Origin of the sequence: Paraburkholderia acidipaludis NBRC 101816 (assembly GCF_000684975.1) — a bacterium.
Classification (GTDB): Bacteria; Pseudomonadota; Gammaproteobacteria; order Burkholderiales; family Burkholderiaceae; genus Paraburkholderia; species Paraburkholderia acidipaludis.
On sequence record NZ_BAXZ01000003.1, the window covers coordinates 76,217 to 93,988 of the forward strand.

General features: G+C 63.7%; 19 protein-coding genes and 2 tRNA genes. 20 read left to right on the forward strand and 1 reads right to left on the reverse strand.

Annotation, left to right across the window (positions count from 1 at the left end):
• The first annotated feature begins 85 nt into the window (after positions 1-85).
• Complete coding sequence (locus BAC01S_RS02995) at positions 86-865, forward strand: SDR family oxidoreductase (RefSeq protein ID WP_027793425.1); 780 nt, start codon at positions 86-88, stop codon at positions 863-865.
• Positions 866-881: 16 nt separating this feature from the next.
• Positions 882-1,322, forward strand: a complete 441-nt coding sequence (locus tag BAC01S_RS03000; protein ID WP_027793426.1) for an acyl-CoA thioesterase — start codon at positions 882-884, stop codon at positions 1,320-1,322.
• Positions 1,323-1,398: 76 nt separating this feature from the next.
• On the opposite strand, the gene BAC01S_RS30165 is transcribed toward BAC01S_RS03000, so the two are convergent.
• A complete protein-coding gene (locus BAC01S_RS30165) occupies positions 1,399-1,980 on the reverse strand; it encodes a LuxR C-terminal-related transcriptional regulator (RefSeq protein ID WP_043201024.1) in 582 nt (193 codons plus the stop codon).
• Between the two features lie 258 nt (positions 1,981-2,238).
• On the opposite strand from BAC01S_RS30165, the gene BAC01S_RS03010 reads away from it, so the two are divergent.
• From BAC01S_RS03010 to BAC01S_RS35440, 18 genes are all read left to right on the forward strand, one after another.
• Positions 2,239-2,946, forward strand: coding sequence for a CoA transferase subunit A (locus BAC01S_RS03010; protein ID WP_027793427.1), 708 nt, complete (start codon positions 2,239-2,241; stop codon positions 2,944-2,946).
• Between the two features lie 15 nt (positions 2,947-2,961).
• The gene (locus BAC01S_RS03015) at positions 2,962-3,603 is read left to right on the forward strand and encodes a CoA transferase subunit B (RefSeq protein ID WP_027793428.1); all 642 of its coding nucleotides are present in this window, start codon (positions 2,962-2,964) and stop codon (positions 3,601-3,603) included.
• Between the two features lie 167 nt (positions 3,604-3,770).
• Positions 3,771-4,664 (forward strand): alpha/beta fold hydrolase, encoded by an 894-nt coding sequence (locus tag BAC01S_RS03020; RefSeq protein ID WP_027793429.1) that lies wholly within the window; start codon positions 3,771-3,773, stop codon positions 4,662-4,664.
• Positions 4,665-4,733: 69 nt separating this feature from the next.
• Positions 4,734-5,087 (forward strand): RidA family protein, encoded by a 354-nt coding sequence (locus BAC01S_RS03025; RefSeq protein WP_027793430.1) that lies wholly within the window; start codon positions 4,734-4,736, stop codon positions 5,085-5,087.
• Between the two features lie 65 nt (positions 5,088-5,152).
• Positions 5,153-7,378: a RelA/SpoT family protein gene (locus tag BAC01S_RS03030; RefSeq protein ID WP_027793431.1), complete on the forward strand. Its 2,226-nt coding sequence runs from the start codon at positions 5,153-5,155 to the stop codon at positions 7,376-7,378.
• An 86-nt stretch (positions 7,379-7,464) separates the two neighbouring features.
• Positions 7,465-7,541: transfer RNA gene (locus tag BAC01S_RS03035), tRNA-Val, on the forward strand.
• A gap of 284 nt (positions 7,542-7,825) precedes the next feature.
• A complete protein-coding gene (thrS, locus tag BAC01S_RS03040) occupies positions 7,826-9,733 on the forward strand; it encodes a threonine--tRNA ligase (RefSeq protein ID WP_027793432.1) in 1,908 nt (635 codons plus the stop codon).
• A gap of 47 nt (positions 9,734-9,780) precedes the next feature.
• Positions 9,781-10,302 (forward strand): translation initiation factor IF-3, encoded by a 522-nt coding sequence (gene infC, locus BAC01S_RS03045; RefSeq protein ID WP_084168161.1) that lies wholly within the window; start codon positions 9,781-9,783, stop codon positions 10,300-10,302.
• 296 nt (positions 10,303-10,598) lie between these two features.
• Positions 10,599-10,796, forward strand: coding sequence for a 50S ribosomal protein L35 (gene rpmI, locus BAC01S_RS03050; RefSeq protein ID WP_027793434.1), 198 nt, complete (start codon positions 10,599-10,601; stop codon positions 10,794-10,796).
• A 28-nt stretch (positions 10,797-10,824) separates the two neighbouring features.
• Positions 10,825-11,184, forward strand: coding sequence for a 50S ribosomal protein L20 (gene rplT / locus BAC01S_RS03055; RefSeq protein ID WP_027793435.1), 360 nt, complete (start codon positions 10,825-10,827; stop codon positions 11,182-11,184).
• Between the two features lie 214 nt (positions 11,185-11,398).
• Entirely contained in the window at positions 11,399-12,412 is a 1,014-nt protein-coding gene (gene pheS / locus BAC01S_RS03060; RefSeq protein WP_027793436.1) for a phenylalanine--tRNA ligase subunit alpha, read from the forward strand.
• 104 nt (positions 12,413-12,516) lie between these two features.
• Complete coding sequence (gene pheT, locus BAC01S_RS03065; RefSeq protein ID WP_027793437.1) at positions 12,517-14,946, forward strand: phenylalanine--tRNA ligase subunit beta; 2,430 nt, start codon at positions 12,517-12,519, stop codon at positions 14,944-14,946.
• A gap of 116 nt (positions 14,947-15,062) precedes the next feature.
• On the forward strand, positions 15,063-15,473 hold the full coding sequence (locus BAC01S_RS03070) for an integration host factor subunit alpha (RefSeq protein WP_027793438.1): 411 nt from the start codon (positions 15,063-15,065) through the stop codon (positions 15,471-15,473).
• Positions 15,474-15,568: 95 nt separating this feature from the next.
• Positions 15,569-15,970, forward strand: coding sequence for a MerR family transcriptional regulator (locus BAC01S_RS03075; RefSeq protein ID WP_027793439.1), 402 nt, complete (start codon positions 15,569-15,571; stop codon positions 15,968-15,970).
• 71 nt (positions 15,971-16,041) lie between these two features.
• Positions 16,042-16,118: transfer RNA gene (locus tag BAC01S_RS03080), tRNA-Pro, on the forward strand.
• A gap of 281 nt (positions 16,119-16,399) precedes the next feature.
• Positions 16,400-16,720 carry a hypothetical protein gene (locus tag BAC01S_RS03090; protein ID WP_027793440.1) on the forward strand — a complete coding sequence of 107 codons (321 nt, stop codon included), beginning with the start codon at positions 16,400-16,402 and terminating at the stop codon, positions 16,718-16,720.
• Positions 16,721-16,874: 154 nt separating this feature from the next.
• Positions 16,875-17,033, forward strand: coding sequence for a hypothetical protein (locus BAC01S_RS34365; RefSeq protein WP_156954291.1), 159 nt, complete (start codon positions 16,875-16,877; stop codon positions 17,031-17,033).
• A 3-nt stretch (positions 17,034-17,036) separates the two neighbouring features.
• Complete coding sequence (locus BAC01S_RS35440; RefSeq protein WP_245616496.1) at positions 17,037-17,525, forward strand: RuvC family protein; 489 nt, start codon at positions 17,037-17,039, stop codon at positions 17,523-17,525.
• Positions 17,526-17,772 lie beyond the last annotated feature (247 nt).

Sequence of the window (17,772 nt, forward strand, 5' to 3'; positions counted from 1 at the left end):
CGATCGTTCTATTTTATGCCAGGATGCCGGGCTGACCGGCGAAAATACGTTCTGGTGTTTCCTCATACTTGAACAGGAACCGCAAATGGGCCGTTCGATCAATCTGGAAGGCAAGGTGGCGATGATCACTGGCGCGTCGAGCGGGCTCGGCAAGCGCTTTGCCCAGGTGCTCTCGCAGGCCGGCGCAAAGGTCGTGCTGGCGAGCCGGCGCGTGGAGCGGCTCAAGGAGCTGCGCGCCGAGATCGAAGCCGAAGGCGGCGCGGCGCATGTCGTCTCGCTCGACGTGACGGACTATCAGAGCATCCGCTCGGCCGTGGCCCACGCCGAAACCGAGGCGGGGACCATCGACATCCTCGTCAACAATTCCGGCGTCTCCACGACACAGAAGCTCGCGGACGTCACGCCGGCCGACTTCGAGTACGTGTTCGACACCAATGCCCGCGGCGCCTTTTTCGTGGCCCAGGAGGTCGCGAAGCGCATGATCATGCGCGGCAACGGCGGCGGTCCGAAGCCGGCGTACCGGATCATCAATATCGCATCGGTGGCCGGGCTGCGCGTGCTGCCGCAGATCGGTCTCTACGCGATCAGCAAGGCGGCGGTCGTGCACATGACGAAGGCGATGGCGCTCGAATGGGGCCGCTACGGCATCAATGTGAATGCCATCTGCCCCGGCTACATCGACACCGAGATCAACCATCACCACTGGGCGACCGAGCAGGGCCAGAAGCTCGTTTCGATGCTGCCGCGCCATCGCGTCGGCACGCCCGAAGATCTGGACGGCCTGCTGCTGTTGCTGGCCGCCGACGAGTCGGCTTTCCTGAACGGCTCGATCATCACCGCCGACGACGGTTTCGGGCTTGCCTGAAGCAAGAAAAAGTGCAATGAGCGACTACCACCCCGTCTTCGAGATGACCATGCCGATTCGCTGGGGCGACATGGACGCTTTTGGCCACGTGAACAACACGGTCTATTTCCGCTACATGGAGCAGGCGCGGATCTCCTGGTTCGAGCAGCTGGGCGTGGCCGGCCGCAACGCCGAGGGGCAGGGGCCCGTGATCGTCAATGCGTCGATGGAGTTTCTCAGGCAGTTGCACTATCCGGGCGACGTGATCTGCACGTTGACGGTCGGCCAGCCGGGCCGCAGCAGCTTCGATACCGGTTTCGAGCTGCGCCGCACCGACGAGCCGGACACGCTCTATGCGCGCGGCAGCGCCCGCTGTGTCTGGATCGACTACGACGCGGGCAAGTCCGTGCCGATTCCCGATGCGTTGCGCGACACGCTTGAGCACGCTCCGTTCGTGAGAGCCGGCCGAACGGGCTGAACCGCCGCGTTTATCCCGCGCTCAGGCGGGGCGCTGTGGTCGCGGCCGTCCTCCGGCGCGAACGCGCCCGAGCTTCTTATTGTCCCAGCAGCCGCTGCAGCAGTTCCGTCGCGTTGCCCGTGTCGTACTTGCGCATGAGCCGGGCGCGGTAGACGTCCACCGTGCGCGAGCTGATATCCAGAATCCGCCCGATCTGCTTGCTCGTCTTGCCCGTTACCAGTTGCGCGGCGATTTCGCGCTCGCGCGGCGTGAGCTCCACCGCGACGCGACGTGTCGCGCTCAGATCCTCGAAAGTCCAGACGCCGGCGCCGTGGGGCGCCGCGCGGTCGAGCGAGCGGCCCGTCACGTGACACCAGAACAGCTCGCCGTCGGCGCGCTTCATGATGCGGTCGTCCGCGTAGCTGCCCTGCGCCGTCATGATGGGCGGGATGCGCGCGCCGATGCGCTCGAACTCGTCCGCCGACGGATACAGCACCTGGAACGACTGGCCGATCAGCGCCTCGCGCGCGCAGCGAAAGATGGCCGCCACCTCGTCGTTGCAGTCCTCGATGATGCGCTCGCGCGCGAGCACGAGACCGATGGGCGCGAGATGGAACGCGGTCTGGTAGTCGAGCGCGGCGGGCGCGAGCGGGGCGGACGTGGCGGATGGGGGTGGCATGGCGGCGGTGCGGGTATTGCTTTATGTAGTTTTGCGTATTGTGCCGTATCGGGCCGCGAGCGTACGCTTTGCACCCATCGGAGGGACGCTTGCAGGGGCAATCCGGCGCGTGTCAGGTTCACGGCAACGCCACCTCTGCGTGGATAGAATGAGGGTTTGCCGGGACGTGCCCGACGCCCGGTGCGCCAGGGCCGGAATAGCCGGGATAGCCAGGACAAAGCGGATCGACGGATTTCCATTCGAGGAAGGGACACACTGATGAACAAAGTCTATGCAAGCGCGGCCGCCGCGCTCGAAGGCATCGTCGAAGACGGCCAGACCTTCGCGGTCGGCGGCTTCGGGCTGTGCGGCATTCCCGAGGCGCTGATCGGCGCGCTGCGCGATTCGGGCGTGAAGGGGATTACCTGCATCAGCAACAATGCGGGCGTGGATGGCTTCGGCCTCGGCCTGCTGCTGGAAACGCGCCAGATCAAGAAGATGATCTCGTCGTACGTGGGCGAGAACAAGGAATTCGAGCGCCAGTATCTCTCCGGTGAACTCGAACTCGAATTCACGCCGCAGGGCACGCTGGCCGAGAAGCTGCGCGCGGGCGGCGCCGGCATTCCGGCGTTTTTCACGAACACGGGCTACGGCACGTTGATCGCCGAGGGCAAGGAAACGCGCCAGTTCGGCGAGAACCACTACGTGCTGGAGCACTCGCTCACGGCCGACGTTGCGCTCGTGAAGGCATGGAAGGCCGACAAGTCGGGCAACCTGATTTACCGCCGCACGGCGCGCAACTTCAACCCGATGTGCGCGATGGCGGGCAAGGTGACGGTCGTGGAAGTGGAGGAGATCGTCGAGAACGGCGCACTCGATCCGGATTCGATCCATACGCCAGGTATCTTCGTGCAGCGCATCGTGCTCAATGCGCACCCGGAGAAACGCATCGAACAACGCACCGTGCGCGCTTCGGCGAGCGCCTGAGAGGGGAGAGCGATCATGGCATGGAATCGTGACGAAATGGCCGCGCGCGCGGCGAAGGAACTGCAGGACGGCTTCTACGTGAACCTCGGCATCGGTCTGCCGACGCTCGTGGCGAACCACGTGCCCGCGGGCGTGGAAGTGTGGCTGCAATCGGAAAACGGCCTGCTCGGCATCGGCCCGTTCCCGACCGAAGCCGAAGTGGACGCCGACATGATCAACGCCGGCAAGCAGACGGTGACGACGCTGGCCGGCTCGTCGATTTTCTCTTCGGCGGACTCGTTCGCGATGATCCGCGGCGGCCACATCAATCTGGCGATCCTCGGCGCGATGCAGGTGAGCGAGAAGGGCGACCTCGCGAACTGGATGATTCCGGGCAAGATGATCAAGGGCATGGGCGGCGCGATGGATCTCGTGGCGGGCGTCAAGCGCGTGGTCGTGCTCATGGAGCACGTGGCGAAGGGCGACCAGCACAAGATTCTCGAAGCCTGCACGCTGCCGCTCACGGGCGTGGGCGTGGTGGACATCATCATCACCGACCTCGGCGTGATCGAAGTGACCGACTCGGGCCTGAAGGTGACCGAGCTGGCGCCGGGCGTGAGCGTCGACGAGATCCAGGCCAAGACGGGCGCACCGCTGGATGTGAGCGCCGTGGGCTGATTCGCGCTGGCCGTCGCGGTATGGCTTGCTGCACGCGGGCGGGACTTCGGTCTCGCCCGTTTTGTTTTCCGGCGTCGGTATTCGGGCGGACGCATTGGCCGCGCCGGCGCATCCCATGGCGCAAAGCCGTTTACAATCGCCCCACAGCCCTCAATGAAAACCCAGCGATGAGCGTACCGTCTGCCGTGCCGCGTCAACACCACGTCCAGTGCCTCAGCCCCTCGGGTCTGCATCGCATTGCCTATACCGAGTGGGGCGAGCCCGCCAATCCGTGCGTGCTCGTCTGCGTGCACGGGCTCACGCGCTCGGGCCGCGACTTCGACCGGCTCGCCATTGCCTTGTCCGACACGTATCGCGTCGTCTGTCCCGACGTCGTGGGGCGCGGGCTGTCGTCGTGGCTCGTCGATCCGCGCGGCTACGGCGTGGCGCAGTACGTCGCCGACATGGTGACGCTGATCGCGCGCACGGGCGTCAAGACCGTGGACTGGTTCGGCACGTCGATGGGCGGATTGATCGGCATGGCGCTGGCCGGTCTGCCCGATACGCCGATCGGGCGCATGCTGCTCAACGACGTCGGCCCGCATATCGAGCCCGAGGCGCTTGCGCGGATCGGCGAATACGTCGGCCGCGACGAGCGTTTCCCTTCGCTGCAGGCGGGCATCGATCGCGCCGCGTTGCTCGCGGCGTCGTTCGGTCCGCTCACCGCCGAGGAATGGCGCGAGATCAACACGCCGCTGCTGCACGAAGCGGATGGCGAGTGGCGCTTCCGCTACGACCCGCGCATTGCCGAGCCGATCAAATCGGTCACGCCCGAGCAGACCGGGCAGGGCGAGCAGTTCCTGTGGCGTTCGCTGGCGGCATTCAAGGGGCCGGTGCGGGTCGTGCGCGGCGCGCAGTCGGATCTGCTGTCGCGTGAAACGGTCGCGAAGATGGTCGAGGTGGGGCACAGCGTGTCGAGCGTCGAAATCGCGGGCGTGGGTCACGCGCCGGCATTCTTGTCGGCCGACCAGATCGAGGTGGCGCGGGCTTTCTTTTCCGGAGCCGGTGCCGACGCGTCATAATACGAGATTGGCCGGCGCCAGCCTTGCTCGAGCGGCTGGCGCATGCATTCAACTTCTACGGGAATTTTCATGGCAGTCATTCGTCACCACGTCGGTCCGCGTCTTTCGGAAACCGCCATTCACAACGGCACCGTGTATCTGGCAGGACAGATCGCGGAAGACACGAAGCAGGACATCACCGGCCAGGCGCGCGAGGTGCTCGGCCATATCGATCGTCTGCTGGGTGAAGCGAACAGCGACAAGTCGCTGCTGCTCTCGGTGCAGATCTATATCGCCGACATGAAGGACTTCGCGGGCATGAACGCCGTGTGGGATGCCTGGGTCGCGCAGGGTGCGACGCCGCCGCGCGCGACGGTGGAAGCGAAGCTCGCGAATCCGGAGTGCCTCGTCGAAGTCGTCGTGGTGGCCGCGCAGCGCGACTGATCGCGGTTCATTGTTGTTCGTTCGTTTTGCCGTAGCCCGTCCCGTTACCCGGCGGGCACTGTCTCATGAGTAGCGATACCCTTCCGCCCCCGCCTGCCGCGCTGCCGTCGATCGAAGACGCGCTTGCGTTCGTGCACGAGCACGCGGGCGATGCACGCCTGTCCACGGGCGAGTTGCTCGTCGAGCACGCGCGCGGCACGGCTGCGGCCGTGGGGCGCCTGAACGTCGATCCGCCCGCGGTGCTCGCGGCGGCGCTCTTCAATCTCGCGCCGCATCTCGACGATCCGGAGACGATGCTCGAAGCGCGTTTCGGCGCGGAAGTGACGAAGCTCGTCTTCGACGTGCGCAAGCTGTTGCGGCTCGGCACCGTGAGCGTGCGCGTGGCGCAGAACGCCGCGGCCGACACCGGCCGCGACGCTCAGGCCGAGCGCCGGGCCCAGGTCGAGTCGCTGCGCAAGATGCTGCTGGCGTTCGCGCAGGACATCCGCGTCGTGCTGATACGCCTCGCGTCGCGGCTGCAGTCGCTACGCTATTACGCCGCGGCGAAGATCACGCCCGCGCCCGAGGTGGCGCGCGAGACGCTCGAGATCTACGCGCCGCTCGCGAACCGGCTCGGCATCTGGCAGCTGAAGTGGGAGCTCGAAGACCTCGCGTTTCGCTTCGAGGAGCCCGCTACCTACAAGCGCATCGCGAAGCTGCTCGACGAGAAGCGCGTCGAGCGCGAGAGTTATGTGGCCGAGGCCATCTCGAGGCTTCAGCAGGAACTCGCGGCCGCGCACATCAAGGCCGAAGTGAGCGGGCGGCCCAAGCACATCTACAGCATCTGGAAGAAGATGCGGGGCAAGGACCTCGACTTCTCCGAGCTCTACGACGTGCGTGCGTTTCGCGTGATCGTGCCGGACATCAAGGATTGCTACACGGTGCTCGGCATCGTGCACAACCTCTGGCAGCCGGTGCCGAAGGAGTTCGACGACTACATCTCGCGGCCCAAGCCGAACGGCTATCGCTCGCTGCATACCGTCGTGATCGGCGACGACGGCCGTGCGTTCGAAGTGCAGATCCGCACGCAGGAGATGCACCAGTTCGCGGAGTACGGCGTTGCGGCGCACTGGCGCTACAAGGAAGCCGGATCGAAGGGCTATGGCGGCCAGTTCAGCGCGAGCGGCAGCTACGACGAGAAGATCGCGTGGCTGCGCCAGCTGCTTGCGTGGAAAGACGACGTTGCGGATCACCGTCGGCCATGGGAGGAGTTGCGCAAGGCTTCGCTCGACGACGACCACATCTACGTGCTCACGCCGCAGGCGCGCGTGATCGCGCTGCCGCAGGGCGCGACGCCGCTCGACTTCGCCTATCACCTGCACAGCGAGCTCGGGCACCGCTGCCGCGGCGCGCGCGTGGACGGTGCGATGGTGCCGCTCAACACGGCGCTGCAGAACGGCCAGACCGTCGAGATCGTCGCGGTGAAGGAGGGCGGTCCTTCGCGCGACTGGCTCAATCCGCAGCTGGGTTATCTGCACAGCACGCGCGCGCGGCAGAAGGTGCGCGCGTGGTTCAACGCGGTGGACTCGCAGGAGAACATCGCCAACGGCCGCGCGATGGTCGAAAAGACGCTGCAGCGCGAGGGCCGTACCTCCGTCAGCCTCGACCAGCTTGCGGCCAGGCTCGGCTTCAAGACGCCGGACGATCTGTTCGCCGTGGTCGGCAAGGAAGAGTTCAGCCTGCGCAACGTCGAGCAGGCGCTGCACGACGCGCCGGCTGCCGAGCCGGAGGAAGAGGCGACGCCCGAGCAGTTCACCAAGCGCGCGAGCGGGGCCAATGTGGCGCACGGTGCGTCGTCGGGTGTGCTCGTGGTGGGCGTGGATGCGCTCCTGACGCAGCTTGCGCGCTGCTGCCGGCCGGCGCCGCCGGACGGCATCTGCGGCTTCGTGACGCGCGGCAAGGGTGTGTCGATTCACCGCAGCGACTGTCCGACCTTTGTGCGCATGGCGCGCCGTTCGCCCGAACGCGTGCTGCACACCACCTGGTCGGCCGACGTGATGGGCGGGCGCGGCCAGTCGGTCTATCCGGTCGATATCTCGATCGAGGCGAGCGACCGCCAGGGGCTCTTGCGCGACATCTCCGAAGTGTTTGCGCGCGAGAAGATGAACGTGATCGGCGTGAAGACGCAGTCGCGGCGCAATGCAGCGTACATGCAGTTCACGGTCGAAGTGTCGAGCTCCGCCCAGATCCAGCGCGCGTGCGTGCTGCTGGGCGAGGTGGGCGGCGTGGTGAGGGCGTCGCGCAGGGGGTGAGGGCGCGTCGGCGGCGCCCTGCGAAATGCCGCGCTGCAAAAAATGCTTGTCAGGTTCGCCGGGACTTCATATAATCTCACTTCTTCAGGCTCGTAGCTCAGCTGGTTAGAGCACCACCTTGACATGGTGGGGGTCGTTGGTTCGAGTCCAATCGAGCCTACCAACGAAATCGAAGCAGCGTCTGAGCACCGGCGAAGCTTCAAATGCAGTAAAGCGCTAAGCGCCACGGCGCAAGAAAAGGCGAATACGGTTATGACACCGCGAACGTTTACCGAAACCACTTCGGAACGACGCTAGTCGAGGACCTCTTTCGCCCCTGCAGTCTGGTTTGAAAAGTGAATGCGGCCCCTCGAAAGCGGGGCCGCATTTTTTTTCGCCGCGAGTTTTTTGCGCGGATCTGTTCGACGAACGAAACGATGTGCCATTGCGGCACTTCTGGAGAAAAACATGGTTGCGATACGTTTGCCCGATGGTTCGGTTCGACAGTACGATCATCCCGTCACGGTCGCCGAAGTGGCGGCCTCGATCGGCCCCGGTCTCGCCAAGGCGGCGCTCGGCGGCAAGCTCGACGGCGAACTGGTCGATACGTCGACGCTGATCGATCGCGACGCATCGCTCGCCATCGTCACGGAAAAAGATGCCGACGGCCTCGACATCATCCGTCACTCCACGGCACACCTTTTGGCCTACGCGGTGAAGGAGCTGTTCCCGGAAGCGCAGGTCACGATCGGCCCGGTCATCGACAACGGTTTCTACTACGACTTCGCCTACAGCCGCCCCTTCACGCCCGAAGATCTCGAGAAGATCGAAAAGCGCATGCAGGAACTCGCGAAGAAGGACGAGCCGGTGTCGCGCCGCGTCGTTTCGCGCGGCGACGCGGTGGACTACTTCAAGAGCATCGGCGAAAAGTACAAGGCCGAGATCATCGAGTCGATTCCGGGCGACCAGGACATCAAGCTGTACTCGCACGGCGGCTTCACGGACCTGTGCCGCGGCCCGCACGTGCCGTCCACGGGCAAGCTGAAGGTCTTCAAGCTCATGAAGGTCGCGGGCGCCTACTGGCGCGGCGACGCGAAGAACGAGCAGCTGCAGCGCATCTACGGCACGGCCTGGACGAAGAAGGAAGACCAGGACCAGTACCTGCACATGCTCGAAGAAGCGGAAAAGCGCGACCATCGCAAGCTCGGCAAGCAGCTCGACCTGTTCCACATGCAGGACGAGTCGCCGGGCATGGTGTTCTGGCATCCGAAGGGCTGGACGCTCTGGCAGCAGGTCGAGCAGTACATGCGCGGTCGTCTGCGCGTGGCCGGCTACGACGAGATCAAGACGCCGATGATCATGGACCGCTCGCTGTGGGAAGCGTCGGGCCACTGGCAGAACTACCGCGAGAACATGTTCACGACGGAGTCGGAAAAGCGCGACTACGCGATCAAGCCGATGAATTGCCCGGGCCATGTCCAGGTGTTCAATCACGGCCTGCGCTCGTACCGCGATCTGCCGCTGCGCTACGCGGAGTTCGGCTCGTGCCACCGCAACGAGGCATCGGGTGCGCTGCACGGCCTGATGCGCGTGCGCGGCTTCGTCCAGGACGATGCGCACATCTTCTGCACGGAAGACCAGATCATCAGCGAGTCGATTGCGTTCAACACGCTCGCGATGAGCATCTACAAGGATTTCGGGTTCGATCACATCGACATCAAGCTCTCGCTGCGCCCCGATTCGCGCGCGGGGACGGATGAGACGTGGGACCACGCCGAGCAGGGCCTGCGCAACGCGCTGACGGCTTGCGGCCTGCAGTGGGAAGAGCTGCCGGGCGAGGGCGCGTTCTACGGCCCGAAGGTCGAGTACCACATCAAGGACGCGCTCGGCCGCTCGTGGCAATGCGGCACGCTGCAGCTCGACATGGTGCTGCCGGAGCGCCTGGGCGCCGAGTATGTGGCGGAGGACAACAGCCGCCGCCGCCCGATCATGCTGCACCGGGCGATCCTCGGTTCGATGGAGCGTTTTCTCGGCATTCTGATCGAGCACCATGCCGGTGCGATGCCGCCGTGGCTCGCGCCCGTGCAGGCCGTCGTGATGAATATCGCGGAAAGTCAGGCCGAATATGCCGCGAATCTGGCCCAATCGTTGCAAAAACAAGGGGTTAGAGCGCAGGCCGATTTGCGCAACGAGAAAATTAGCTATAAAATACGCGAGCACACGCTCGAAAAGGTTCCCTACCTGCTTGTCGTCGGCGACAAAGAGCGTGAAGCACAAACGGTAGCCGTGCGTGCCCGTGGCGGTGTCGATCTGGGCGTGATGCCTGTCGATACCTTCCTGGAGCGCCTGCGCGAGGACGTGCAGACGTTCCGGTGAGCCACTCCGGCAGCGCGGCTCTTTTTAATTTTTAGAGGAAACGTAACATCGCTACTGATAAGCCGCATCGCATCAACGGTGAAATTACTGCACCCGAGGTGCGTCTCGTCGGAATCGACAATGAGCCGCTCGGCATCGTAAAACTCGCTGATGCGTTCCGCCTGTCGGAACAACAGGACGTCGATCTGGTTGAAATTGCCCCGCAGGCTGCGCCCCCGGTTTGCCGTTTGATGGATTACGGCAAGTTCAAGTACCAGGAGGCGAAGAAGCAGCACGAGGCCAAGCTCAAGCAGAAGGTCATCCAGGTCAAGGAAGTCAAATTCCGCCCGGGTACCGACGACGGCGATTACAACGTCAAGCTGCGCAATCTCGTCCGCTTCCTCGAAGACGGCGACAAGACGAAGATCACGTTGCGTTTCCGGGGCCGCGAAATGGCCCACCAGGAAATCGGCATGCGCATGCTCGAACGTCTGCGCACCGACCTCGAAGAGGTGGGCCAGGTCGAGCAGATGCCGAAGATGGAAGGGCGCCAGATGATCATGGTGCTCGCTCCGAAGAAAAAGAAGTAAGCGTGTGCTGTGCGCGTTCGCGCGGCACGGCAGATGCAGGCAGTTGAGGTTCGAAGTACGCCGCGGCGAGATTTGCAGCCGCGGCGGGAAGCAGGTTCCGGAACGGCGCCCGCGCGCCGCACGAGCGTGCGGCAAACGGGCGCTTTTCCTGAAAGCGGCGGTTAGCAGAATGCTTTTTAAAAGCGGCCAGCTGCGAAAACAAGTGGAGTGGGTTTCGAAGGGCGGTCAGAGGGCAAGGTGTCCTGAACACTGAGCCAGCCGCACACCCATGTCCATCAAATAATGGAGTAGTCGTCATGCCGAAGATGAAGACCAAGAAGAGCGCCGCAAAGCGCTTCGTGGTCCGTCCGGGCGGTACCGTCAAGCGCGGTCAAGCCTTCAAGCGTCACATCCTGACCAAGAAGACCACCAAGAACAAGCGTCATCTGCGTGGTGCCACGGCCGTTCATGATTCCGATCTGAAGTCCGTGCGCGCAATGCTGCCGTTCGCGTAACTCAACCGATAACTCACAGGAGCTAAACATGCCTCGAGTCAAACGTGGGGTTACCGCACGGGCCCGTCACAAGAAGATCATCAAGCTGGCCAAGGGTTACCGCGGCCGTCGCAATAACGTCTATCGCATCGCCAAGCAGGCGGTCATGCGCGCGGGCCAGTACGCCTACCGCGATCGCCGCAACAAGAAGCGTGTGTTCCGCGCACTGTGGATCACGCGTATCAACGCGGCGGTGCGTCAGCACGACATGACCTACAGCGTGTTCATCAACGGCCTGAAGAAGGCGTCGATCGAACTCGACCGCAAGGTCCTGGCCGATATGGCAGTGTTCGACAAGCCTGCATTTGCTGCAATCGTCAAGCAAGTGAAGGCCGCCGTCGCCGCCTGATCGTTACCCCGTCAAACGGGTATTGCGCAGGTTCGTTGCAGCAGACATTCCGGTTGTTTCGGTGATGCTGCAACAAAAACGGGGCTCCTCACCGAGCCCCGTTTTTGTTGGTGAATCGCTACCTGCGCGCTTCATGCGCATGCTTCATGCCGTGCCTTGTCTTTCGTCTGGCGCGGCTCAAGACTCAAACACTGACGCTGAAAAGATGGGATCAATGGATCTGGACCAGATTGTCGCCGACGCGCAAAGCGCCTTCGCCGCCGCCCTTGATGTCAACACGCTCGAGAACGAGAAGGCGCGCTTTCTCGGCAAGTCGGGCGCGCTGACCGAACTGCTGAAGGGACTCGGCAAGCTCGATCCCGAGACGCGCAAGACCGAAGGCGCGCGCATCAACGCCGTGAAGCAGCAGGTCGAGGCCGCGCTCACGGCGCGCCGCCAGGCGCTGGCCGACGCGCTCCTGAACCAGCGCCTCGCCGCCGAAGCGATCGACGTCACGCTGCCGGGCCGCGGCACGGGCACGGGCAGCCTGCATCCGGTGATGCAGACGTGGGAGCGGGTCGAGCAGATCTTCGGCTCGATCGGCTTCGACGTGGCCGACGGCCCCGAGATCGAGACCGACTGGTACAACTTTACGTCGCTCAACAGCCCCGAGAACCATCCGGCGCGCTCGATGCAGGACACGTTCTACGTGGACGGCAAGGACGCCGATGGCCGTCAGCTTTTGTTGCGCACGCACACGAGCCCGATGCAGGTGCGCTACGCGCGCACGCACACGCCGCCCATCAAGGTGATCGTGCCGGGCCGCACCTACCGCGTGGACAGCGACGCCACCCACTCGCCGATGTTCAATCAGGTCGAAGGCCTGTGGATCGAAGAGAACATCAGCTTCGCGGACCTGAAGGGTGTCTACACCGATTTCCTGAAGAAGTTCTTCGAGCGTGACGATATCAAGGTGCGCTTCCGTCCGTCGTACTTCCCGTTCACGGAACCGTCCGCCGAAATCGACATGATGTTCGAAGAAGGGAAGAACGCGGGCAAGTGGCTCGAGATTTCGGGCTCGGGCCAGGTGCATCCGACGGTGATCCGCAACATGGGCCTCGACCCGGAGCGCTATATCGGCTTCGCGTTCGGCAGCGGCCTCGAACGTCTGACGATGCTGCGTTATGGCGTGCAGGACCTGCGCCTGTTCTTCGAAGGCGACTTGCGCTTCCTGCGTCAATTTGCTTAAAGAAGCCACGCATCCGCGGTTCGCGTTGCGGACGCAGCACTGAATGACGAGTGCGCGGGAACCCGCAACGCGACGGTCTCAATCTGTCTGGAACGTAAAACGAAATGCTATTTCCCGAATCCTGGCTGAGAAGCTTTGTCGATCCGAAGCTCACGACCGAAGAGCTGGCCCACGCGCTCACGATGTCGGGCCTCGAAGTCGAAGGCCTGCGCGCTGCCGCGCCGCCCACCTCGAAGATCGTGGTCGGCCGCGTGCTCGAAGTGGTCAAGCACCCGGACGCGGACAAGCTGAACGTGTGTCAGGTCGACGCCGGCACCGGCGCGACGCTGAATATCGTCTGCGGCGCGCCCAATGTGGCGCCCGGCATCAAGGTGCCGGTGGCGCTCGTCGGCGCGGAACTGCCTCCGGCCGAAGAGGGCGGCAAGCCGTTCGCGATCAAGCTCTCGAAGCTGCGCGGCGTGGAAAGCCAGGGCATGTTGTGCTCGGCACGCGAGCTCAAGCTTTCCGAGGACCATAGCGGCCTCCTGATCCTGCCGGAAGACACGCCCATCGGTCAGGACATTCGCGAGACGCTGAATCTCGACGACACCATCTTCGAAATCAAGCTCACGCCGAACAAGGCCGATTGCCTTTCGGTGTACGGCGTCGCGCGCGAAACCGCCGCGATCACGGGAGCGCCGTTGAAGGCGCCGGTGTTCCCGAAAGTCGAAGTGAAGCTCTCCGAAACATTGCCCGTGAAGATCTCGGCGCCGGACCTCTGCGGCCGCTTCTCCGGCCGCGTGATTCGCGGCGTGAACGCGCATGCGAAGACGCCGCAATGGATGGTCGAGCGTCTGGAGCGTTCGGGGCAGCGCAGCATCTCGGCGCTCGTCGATATTTCGAACTACGTGATGCTCGAACTGGGCCGCCCGTCGCACGTGTTCGATCTCGACAAGATCCACGGCTCGATGGACGTGCGCTGGGGCAAGAAGGGCGAAACGCTGAAGCTGCTCAACGGCAACACCGTCGAAGTCGACGAAACCGTGGGCGTGATCGCCGACGATCGCGAGATCGAAAGCCTCGCGGGCATCATGGGCGGCGACAGCACGGCCGTCTCGCTCGACACGAAGAACATCTATCTCGAAGCCGCGTTCTGGTGGCCCGACAGCATTCGCGGCCGTTCGCGCCGCTACAACTTCTCGACCGATGCGGGCCATCGCTTCGAGCGCGGCGTGGATTGGTCCACGACCGTCGAGCACATCGAGCGCATCACGCAGCTGATTCTCGATATCTGCGGCGGCGAAGCCGGCCCGATCGACGACCAGACCGTGAATGTGCCCAGGCGCGAGCCGGTGAAGATGCGCGTTGCGCGTGCGGCTCGCATCATAGGCGTGCCGATCGGCGCGGACGAGATCGCCGGGATCTTCACGCGCCTGGGCCTTGCTTTCGAACGTGACGCCGAGACCTTCAGCGTGACGCCGCCGCCGTACCGCTTCGACATCGAGATCGAGGAAGACCTGATCGAAGAAGTCGCCCGTATCTACGGCTTCGAGCGGATTCCGGCGAACCCGCCTGTTGCACGCAGCGAGATGCGCGCGACGAACGAGACGCGCCGCTCTATCCACGCGATCCGTCATGCGCTTGCCGCGCGCGACTATGCCGAGACGATCAACTTCAGTTTCGTCGATGCCGAGTGGGAGCAGGACTTCGCGGGCAACGACAAGCCGGTGCGCCTGCTGAACCCGATCGCGAGCCAGCTTTCGGTGATGCGCACGACGCTCTTCGGCAGCCTCATCAACGTGCTGCGCCACAACCTCAACCGCCGCGCGGACCGCGTGCGCGTGTTCGAGGCAGGCCGCGTGTTCCTGAACGATCCGTCGATCAAGGCCGGCGAGATGGCCGTGGAAGGCTTCGCACAACCGAAGATGATCGGCGCGCTCGCGTATGGTCCCGCGCTCGAAGAGCAGTGGGGCGCTGCCACACGCGACGTGGACTTCTTCGACGTGAAGGGCGACCTTGAAGCGCTGTTTGCCCCGAGAGCGGTGCGATTCGTGAAGGCGGAGCATTCGGCGCTGCACCCGGGCCGCAGCGCGCGCGTGGAAGTAGACGGTAAAGCCGTGGGCTGGATCGGCGAACTGCATCCGCGCTGGATGCAGAAGTATGACCTGCCGCACGCGCCGATCCTGTTCGAAGTCGAAGCCGAGGCGCTGATGGCGCGCGAGCTGCCGACGCCTTCGGAAGTCGCGAAGTTTCCGCCGGTACGACGCGATATCGCGCTGGTCGTCGATCAGGCGATCGAGGTGCAGGCGCTGCTGGACGAGTTCCACAAGGGCATGCAGGACGAGCCTTGCCGGATTGTCCAGAGGGTTGCATTGTTCGATGAATTTCGTGCAAAATCAAATACTTCCGGACTTGGCGCGGACGAGAAAAGCCTTGCCTTCCGGGTGACCCTGCAAGATACTGGCGGGACCCTTCAGGACGAGACGGTCGATGCGGCCATCAAGTCCCTGGTGGATCGCCTGGCTCGAGTGTATGGCGCCCGGCTGCGCGGCTGAGGCTTTGGCACGATCTCAAGGTCTCTGGGTCAAGGCCTCCAAGGCTTACGCGTTCCGTTGACAGGCTTCCGGCATGTAACTTCGTTGCAACCGGAAGCGCGCCATTTCAAAGATAGATGAACGAAATGAACTCGAGTGATTTCGAAGCCCTCCTTGCGGCACAGCGTAGCGCCATGATTCGCGAAATTCCTGCCTCGTCGTCGAACACCACGACGGACACGCCCACGCTGACCAAGGCCGAACTGGCGGAGCTGCTGTTCGACAACGTCGGGCTCAACAAGCGCGAAGCGAAGGACATGGTCGAAGCGTTCTTCGAAGTGATCCGCGACGCACTGGAAAGCGGCGACAGCGTGAAGCTGTCGGGCTTCGGCAATTTCCAGCTGCGCGACAAGCCGCAGCGTCCTGGCCGCAATCCGAAGACGGGCGAGGCGATTCCGATCGCCGCGCGCCGCGTGGTGACGTTCCACGCGAGCCAGAAATTGAAGGCGCTGGTGGAAAGCGGCGCCGAAGCAAGCTTTACCCGTTAGCGCCACAGCGGCGCTCCCGCCGCGGGGCAGTGAGGCGGGGAGCATGACGAAGCGGCCACGCGATATTGCGCAACCACCACGACGGCAACCCGGCGATGACATCGACAAGCGAAAAGGTCGTCCTGCCTCCGATCCCCGCCAAGCGCTACTTCACGATAGGCGAAGTGAGCGAACTCTGCGGCGTGAAGCCCCATGTACTGCGTTACTGGGAGCAGGAGTTCACGCAGTTGAAGCCGGTGAAGCGGCGCGGCAATCGCCGCTATTACCAGCATCACGAGGTTCTGCTGATCCGGCGTATACGCGAGCTGCTGTACGAGCAGGGTTTCACGATCAATGGCGCGCGCAACCGTCTGGATGCGCACGGCGGCATGGTCGAGGAGCCGGCGCAGCAGGAGGTGGTGCAGGCACCGGCAGGCGCGCAGGGGACGATGGCGATGGTGGACGTCGATCAACTGCGCAAGGAGTTGCTGCATGTGCTCGACCTGCTTGGGCAATGAAGCGCCCGGCGCGAATTTTCTCTGTGACGGTTCTAATTGGGCATAGGCTCTGTTATACTGTTTAGCTCTTTCGGGGCGTAGCGCAGCCTGGTAGCGTACCTGCATGGGGTGCAGGTGGTCGGAGGTTCAAATCCTCTCGCCCCGACCAGATCAAACCCGCTTGGCGTAAGGCTAAGCGGGTTTTTCGTTTGTGCTGAAAAAAGTGCGAATTGGAGAACATTTTGGAGACTCTCTAATATTCACGCCGTTTTTATCGCCGGAAGGTGCAGTATGACAGTCGAAACTGGCACCTCCCGGGACTTGATGTAGCCCTCGGTCGTCGAGCGATCGGTATGGGCTCCAGCCACCTGCAGCGCGTCAATGTTATAGCCGGCGCGCTTCGCATCCGTCAGCGCCTTCCCGCGCAACATCACGCCCAGCCAGGAGCAGGTGATCGAGCTTGCGGCCTGTGCGCCAACGGGCGCCGAGCTCCGGCGCGCCTACGAGCTCGCCGTGGAAGCGCGCGATAACGCGAGCGACCCGGCTGCAATCAACGCCGCGTTTGTGCGCTCGAAGCTTGAGCAGTTGCGCCGACCGACGCCCAAACGCGAGGACAACGCGTGGAAGCGAAGCCCTGCGGGGATCGAGCGCAAGGCGTCTGAGCTTGGCATCGTTTGCCCACCCGGGCGAGACCACGCGTGGCTCGCCGAGAAGTGCGAAAGCGTGCTGCGCCAGCGCGCACCCAAAGCGAACAAACGCTCAACCGCGTAAGCACTATCGCGGTCGAACACAACGGAATTGTCAAACCGCTTGGAAATTGGTGCGACGAAAAGGGAATTCCGCGATGGAAAGCATATGACATGGTTGAAGAAGGTATCCGGCCAGAGGCTGTACTTGGTTTTTTTCCGCCCTTAAAGGAGGCCGAATGAACACCGACCATCGCCACGACCAGACGCGCGCCATTCGCGAAGACCACGAGAAGCGGCCCGCGGCGCGCAACGAAACGCCGCGCGAGGCCCGTTGGAGGCGCGAGCGCGAGGAAGCCGCAGCGCGCGCCAAGGCGAAACCGCACGAAGGGTACTGAGCGATGATCATCGCGGGAATCGACCCGGGCCTCACTGGCGCCGTCGCCTTTGTCGATCACCATGGCCTGCGCGCCGTGTTCGATCTGCCGACAATGCCCCGGCCAAACATTGGCCCCGCAGCGCGCGTAAAGCGCCAGTGTGACGGCCGCGCGCTTGCGGCAATGCTGCGAGAGCAGCACGACCCGCGGGAGCCCTTGCTGGTCGTGCTGGAGGACGTGCGCATGATGGGCGGCCAGAACAACGCCATGCAAGCGCAAGAAGCGCTCGTGCACACGCGTGGGGTGGTGGAGGGTGTGCGTGGCGTAGTGATGGTGTATGCGACAGATGCAAGCGGCGATGGCGCGCCCCGTGACTACACCCTGTACAGCACCGATGCAGGCAAATCGTGGTCGGAATCGGATGACGGCACGATGATGGGCGGCTATTTCGATCCTGATACGAACACCTTGTATTCACTGTTTGCCTACACGTTGAAAAAGCGAAAGCTGTAGCTGGGTGTAGTTGCCGCAAAGTACCGTTTCGTTTGCGCGGCGGCCATGAGTTCGAGATGTCGGCGGCGACGGTTCTGGACGTTCGCTGGTGCGCGAAATGCACGACTCAAGGAATCGCCGACGATCGTCGTCAGCGGGGCGGCCTGTGCCTCTCCGCTTTGCAGCCCGCTTTGCCGTCCGCTTTGCCGCGTCGCTCGAATGAGCGAGCAAGAAACGGCTGTCAATTTTTCTCACATATCGGTGAGAA